General features: G+C 46.6%; 5 protein-coding genes. 1 reads left to right on the forward strand and 4 read right to left on the reverse strand.

Annotation, left to right across the window (positions count from 1 at the left end; translation table 11 throughout):
- The first annotated feature begins 63 nt into the window (after window positions 1-63).
- Complete coding sequence (locus RMO79_RS02910; protein WP_310481557.1) at window positions 64-339, forward strand: TMEM165/GDT1 family protein; 276 nt, start codon at window positions 64-66, stop codon at window positions 337-339.
- 169 nt (window positions 340-508) lie between these two features.
- On the opposite strand, the gene RMO79_RS02915 is transcribed toward RMO79_RS02910, so the two are convergent.
- The 4 genes from RMO79_RS02915 to RMO79_RS02930 form a co-directional block, all read right to left on the reverse strand.
- Window positions 509-1,216, reverse strand: coding sequence for a hypothetical protein (locus RMO79_RS02915; protein ID WP_310481558.1), 708 nt, complete (start codon window positions 1,214-1,216; stop codon window positions 509-511).
- A 98-nt stretch (window positions 1,217-1,314) separates the two neighbouring features.
- Entirely contained in the window at window positions 1,315-1,887 is a 573-nt protein-coding gene (locus RMO79_RS02920) for a hypothetical protein (protein ID WP_310481559.1), read from the reverse strand.
- Between the two features lie 103 nt (window positions 1,888-1,990).
- Window positions 1,991-2,818 carry an AraC family transcriptional regulator gene (locus tag RMO79_RS02925; RefSeq protein ID WP_310481560.1) on the reverse strand — a complete coding sequence of 276 codons (828 nt, stop codon included), beginning with the start codon at window positions 2,816-2,818 and terminating at the stop codon, window positions 1,991-1,993.
- A gap of 277 nt (window positions 2,819-3,095) precedes the next feature.
- Window positions 3,096-3,931 (reverse strand): NDP-sugar synthase (locus RMO79_RS02930; RefSeq protein ID WP_310481561.1); only part of this gene is annotated, 836 nt, incomplete at its 5' end.

Here is a 3,931-nt window from a genome sequence, read left to right on the forward strand (position 1 = left end):
CCGAACTCCCATCTCCCACTTCCCATCTCCCACCTCCCATCTCCCACCTCCCATCTCCCATCTATGAACTGGCAATTACTCGGCTTAACTTTCATGACGGTATTTATTGCTGAAATTGGTGACAAAAGCCAGTTAGCGGCAATCGCGTTAGGCGGTAGTAGCCAACATCCGCGTGCGGTATTTTTTGGCTCGGTGGCGGCTTTATTATTGGCTAGTTCGATCGGGGTATTAGCAGGTGGTGAAATTGCGGCGTTTTTACCAACAAAGGTGCTTAAAGGTATGGCAGCACTAGGTTTTGCTCTGATGGCGGTGCGCTTGTTATGGCCGGAAGTCGAGTAATTAACCTAAGTTATAGGTTGGGTAGAGTTGTAGGTTGGGTAGAGTGAAACGAAACCCAACTACTACACCAATATTTAAAAAATATTACGCAATTGTCGATCGATCGCTAGGATCGTTGGGTTTCGTGCCTCAACCCAACCTACAGATCTAAATATTTTTGAGATCCACTCTAATTATCGCAGATCGCGATCGCCGCCATTTCATGACACTGACTGCTGCAACCCATAATATAAACCTGATTGCCTAATAAGAAATAGTATTCTGCTGAAGAAAATTCATCTGGTTGCTTGGGTGCGTTGGGTATTTGTGTAAACCCAAAATCCGTAGGAATCTGACCGATAAATTTCATTTTTGCGCCGCAAGAACAGTTAGCTTGGCAATCATAGTTAAACCATGATGGCGTACCTCCGATCTTAAAACCCTGTTCGCTACCGACAATCAAGGATATCCCCGCTTCTGGATCGCCCCAATCTTCAATTGTTTCTTCAGCTTTGACAAAATCTAGTTGTTTGGCTTGAATAAACGGATCGCATTCGCCGATCTTCTCCTCAATATTCGGTGGATTGAGAATTAATGTAAAATGTCCTTCTTCCTGCTCCCAATATCGATCGGGGATAACCGCTGCACTGTCTAGAAAATCTTCAGCAACAGTTGGAATATCATTATGGTTCGGACACATGAATGCTAAAAAATGACTATTTTCTAAGAATGAGAGATCGAATTCTGGCTTGAGATCGAATTGTAAAAATAGTGCCATTTGAGCATCGCAAATTTTACAATGGGGATGGGCTTGGTGCTTGGCAAGAATGGGGAAACCACCTACGGAATTTCGATCGCCTTTTTCCGCCACTCGATCTGTTATAACAATCTTATGCATGGTTGAAATCTGAGGATGCCTTATTGTCATTAATAATATCTATTTCTAGGCTACCCAAATCCGAGCGGGTAAATGAGGTTTGGAGGGTTCGATCGCATCTATACTACCTGCGGCGTGGCTCTGCGACTGCCCAAAATCCGGACGAGCATGGCGATCGCCACTAATAGCGATAAGCACGAATAGCCCCATTCTAGCCCAGCTCTTCTGCCAAATTCAACGGCAAATATCAGCCAGAAATAAAACATGCCAGCCGTATGTATCACCCGCCAAGCCCGCCGCCCAATCGCTTTTGCTGGCGCGGGAAATGAGGTAATTGTCATGCCAAGCAGAAAAACATAGCCTAAAATTGCTAATGGATCGGCTGTAAAAGCTTGTTGGCGAATGACGACTTGTAATGTGGAAAAAGCGATCGCATGGTAGGTATGCGATATTGCCATCGACAAGCCTAAAAAGCGGCGATTTTGTACCAACCACAGCGACAGGGGCGATTGCCACAACCGCCGCAGTGGTGAGGCGATAAAGGCGAGTAAAAATATCAGACATGAGGATCTGGCTGTTAACCTCACTAGCAATAGCGTAGTGTCTTCGGTTACGCCCATGCCGCCCCAAATGGCGGCTACAGCCAATCCGATCGCGATCGTCACGGCTATAACTATTTGCCATCCCTTCATACTACTAATCTCCGATCGATCTGTGGGTAATAGAGTCCACTTTAGCGATCGATCCGTGCTGGTGTCTTGCCCAGGTTTGCGAAGTTTGGTCTAAAACCGCGATTTATAGTCGCTCTCGATATTGTTTGGGCGTACAGTGGGTATGAGCGTGAAAAATCCGGGTAAAATGACTTTGGCTTTGAAATCCGACTTGATGGGCGATCGCGACAAGTGGCTGCGGGGTAGTTTTTAACAGGATTTTTGCCCGGAGGATCCGCTGTTTGAGGATATATTGATGTGGTGTTAAGCCAAATGTGCGGCGAAACACTGTTGCAAAGTGATGAACGCTGAGTGCGACGACGTTACTCAATCGTGCTACCGTCAGTTCTTCACTCAAATGAGCTTCGATATAATCGGCGATTTGTTGGGTAGCTCGTGCCGAAAGTAGACCTTTGATGGGGGCAATTTGCGCCGTACTATAGTTTTGTACCAGATGTGCCGATAGCGCGATCGACATCGACTCGGCGTAGAGCTTTCCTTCGACACCGCTAGATCTTAACTCTCGATATAGTGCCAATCCCATCTGTGCGATGAGCGGATCTCGGACTTGAATTTGTGGGACTAATTGTTTGTCAGGAGCCAGCGTTGCCGTCTGTTGTGGCTGGAGAAATAATTCTAATAGAGGTACTTCTCGATCGATTTGGACGAGTGGAAATAGCTCTGTTTGGGGCAAGATCGCGACATCTCCTGCTTGATAGTCCACATGTGCCCAGCCATTGGGTGTTTTGTAACTACAGCTAAAATCTGCGAGTGCGATCGTAATAAAATGAACGTCCAGCGTCGCTGCGGGCATCTCCCCGCGCGGTTCTCGCTCTAATATTAAATTTACACCTTGCCAACCGCATTCAAAACTACTGGCGAGGTGGAGGTGTTCGGGTTCGAGATCGGACATGGATCTAAGCGGATCGATCGGGTTCGATCGTGTCAAGCTGGAGCTGTGGGGATTGTCAAGAGGAAAGGCTACCGTGAATACACATCTATAGTGAGCAGCGAAATTGGTGAGAATCCCCCAACCCCCTTGGAAAGGGGGCTTTCCGGATCCGGTTCCCCCCTTTTTAAGGGGGGTTCAGATCTCAAAACGAAGTCTATCCGACTTGTGTATACACCGTAGCGCATCCTTGGGGGATTTAGAGGGATTTAGATCTAGAAACGAAGTCTAGATCCGATCGCTATCGCAATGTAATGGGTGTTTCTTCCGATTCAAAGACTTGAGCGACAAACTTGGCTGCTAGAGCGGATCGTTTAGCGATCGCTTCCATCGGCTGACGGGTATCGGTAATCAACCAATCGAGCGAAGCGGCTTGTACGTCGATCGTCGCGCCGTCTTTATCGACACAATAGCGTCCGAATACTAACTTATCAGTCAGCGTTACATCCGACGCAATTCTGGAGTACTCAAAAATCACGCTATTATCAATGTGGGCACCAGCGCAAATATGACAATTGCGGCCGATCGTCGCTGGCCCCGTAATTTTAGCACCATCTTCAATTTTGGTCATCCCACCGATATATACAGGCCCGGTAATATCGACTTTATCCCAATTTACCGCCACATTAATTCCGGTATAAATGCCCGGTGCGACTTGAATGCCCGGAATCGGCACATTCTTAACTTCACCCATTAAAACGCTGCGAATTGCTTGCCAATAGTCGGGAACTTTACCGATATCGACCCATTGGAAATCCATTGGAATTGCGTAAAAAGGCGCGCCCATTTCGACTAATTTTGGAAATAAATCGCCACCGATGTCATATTCTTGATCGGAAGGAATATAGTTTAATACTTCTGGCTCAAAAATATAAATACCCGTATTAATATTCGTACTTAAAGCTTCTTCAACTGAAGGTTTTTCTTGGAAAGCTTGGACTCTGCCATTTTCATCGGTAACGACTACCCCATAGCTAGAGACTTCATCGCGCGGTACCGATTTAGTGACGATCGTGGCTAATGAGCCTTTTTCTTTATGCCATTTAACAGCGGCGGTGAGGTCGAGATCGATCAGTG

The organism is Chamaesiphon sp. VAR_48_metabat_403 (assembly GCF_031422475.1).
Taxonomy (GTDB): Bacteria; Cyanobacteriota; Cyanobacteriia; order Cyanobacteriales; family Chamaesiphonaceae; genus Chamaesiphon.

What these genes read in the sequence shown, in the direction of transcription:
- RMO79_RS02910 (WP_310481557.1), top strand. Translation starts at nt 64, where the DNA reads ATGAACTGGCAATTACTCGGCTTAACTTTCATGACGGTATTTATTGCT.
- RMO79_RS02915 (WP_310481558.1), bottom strand. Translation starts at nt 1,216, where the DNA reads ATGCATAAGATTGTTATAACAGATCGAGTGGCGGAAAAAGGCGATCGA.
- RMO79_RS02920 (WP_310481559.1), bottom strand. Translation starts at nt 1,887, where the DNA reads ATGAAGGGATGGCAAATAGTTATAGCCGTGACGATCGCGATCGGATTG.
- RMO79_RS02925 (WP_310481560.1), bottom strand. Translation starts at nt 2,818, where the DNA reads ATGTCCGATCTCGAACCCGAACACCTCCACCTCGCCAGTAGTTTTGAA.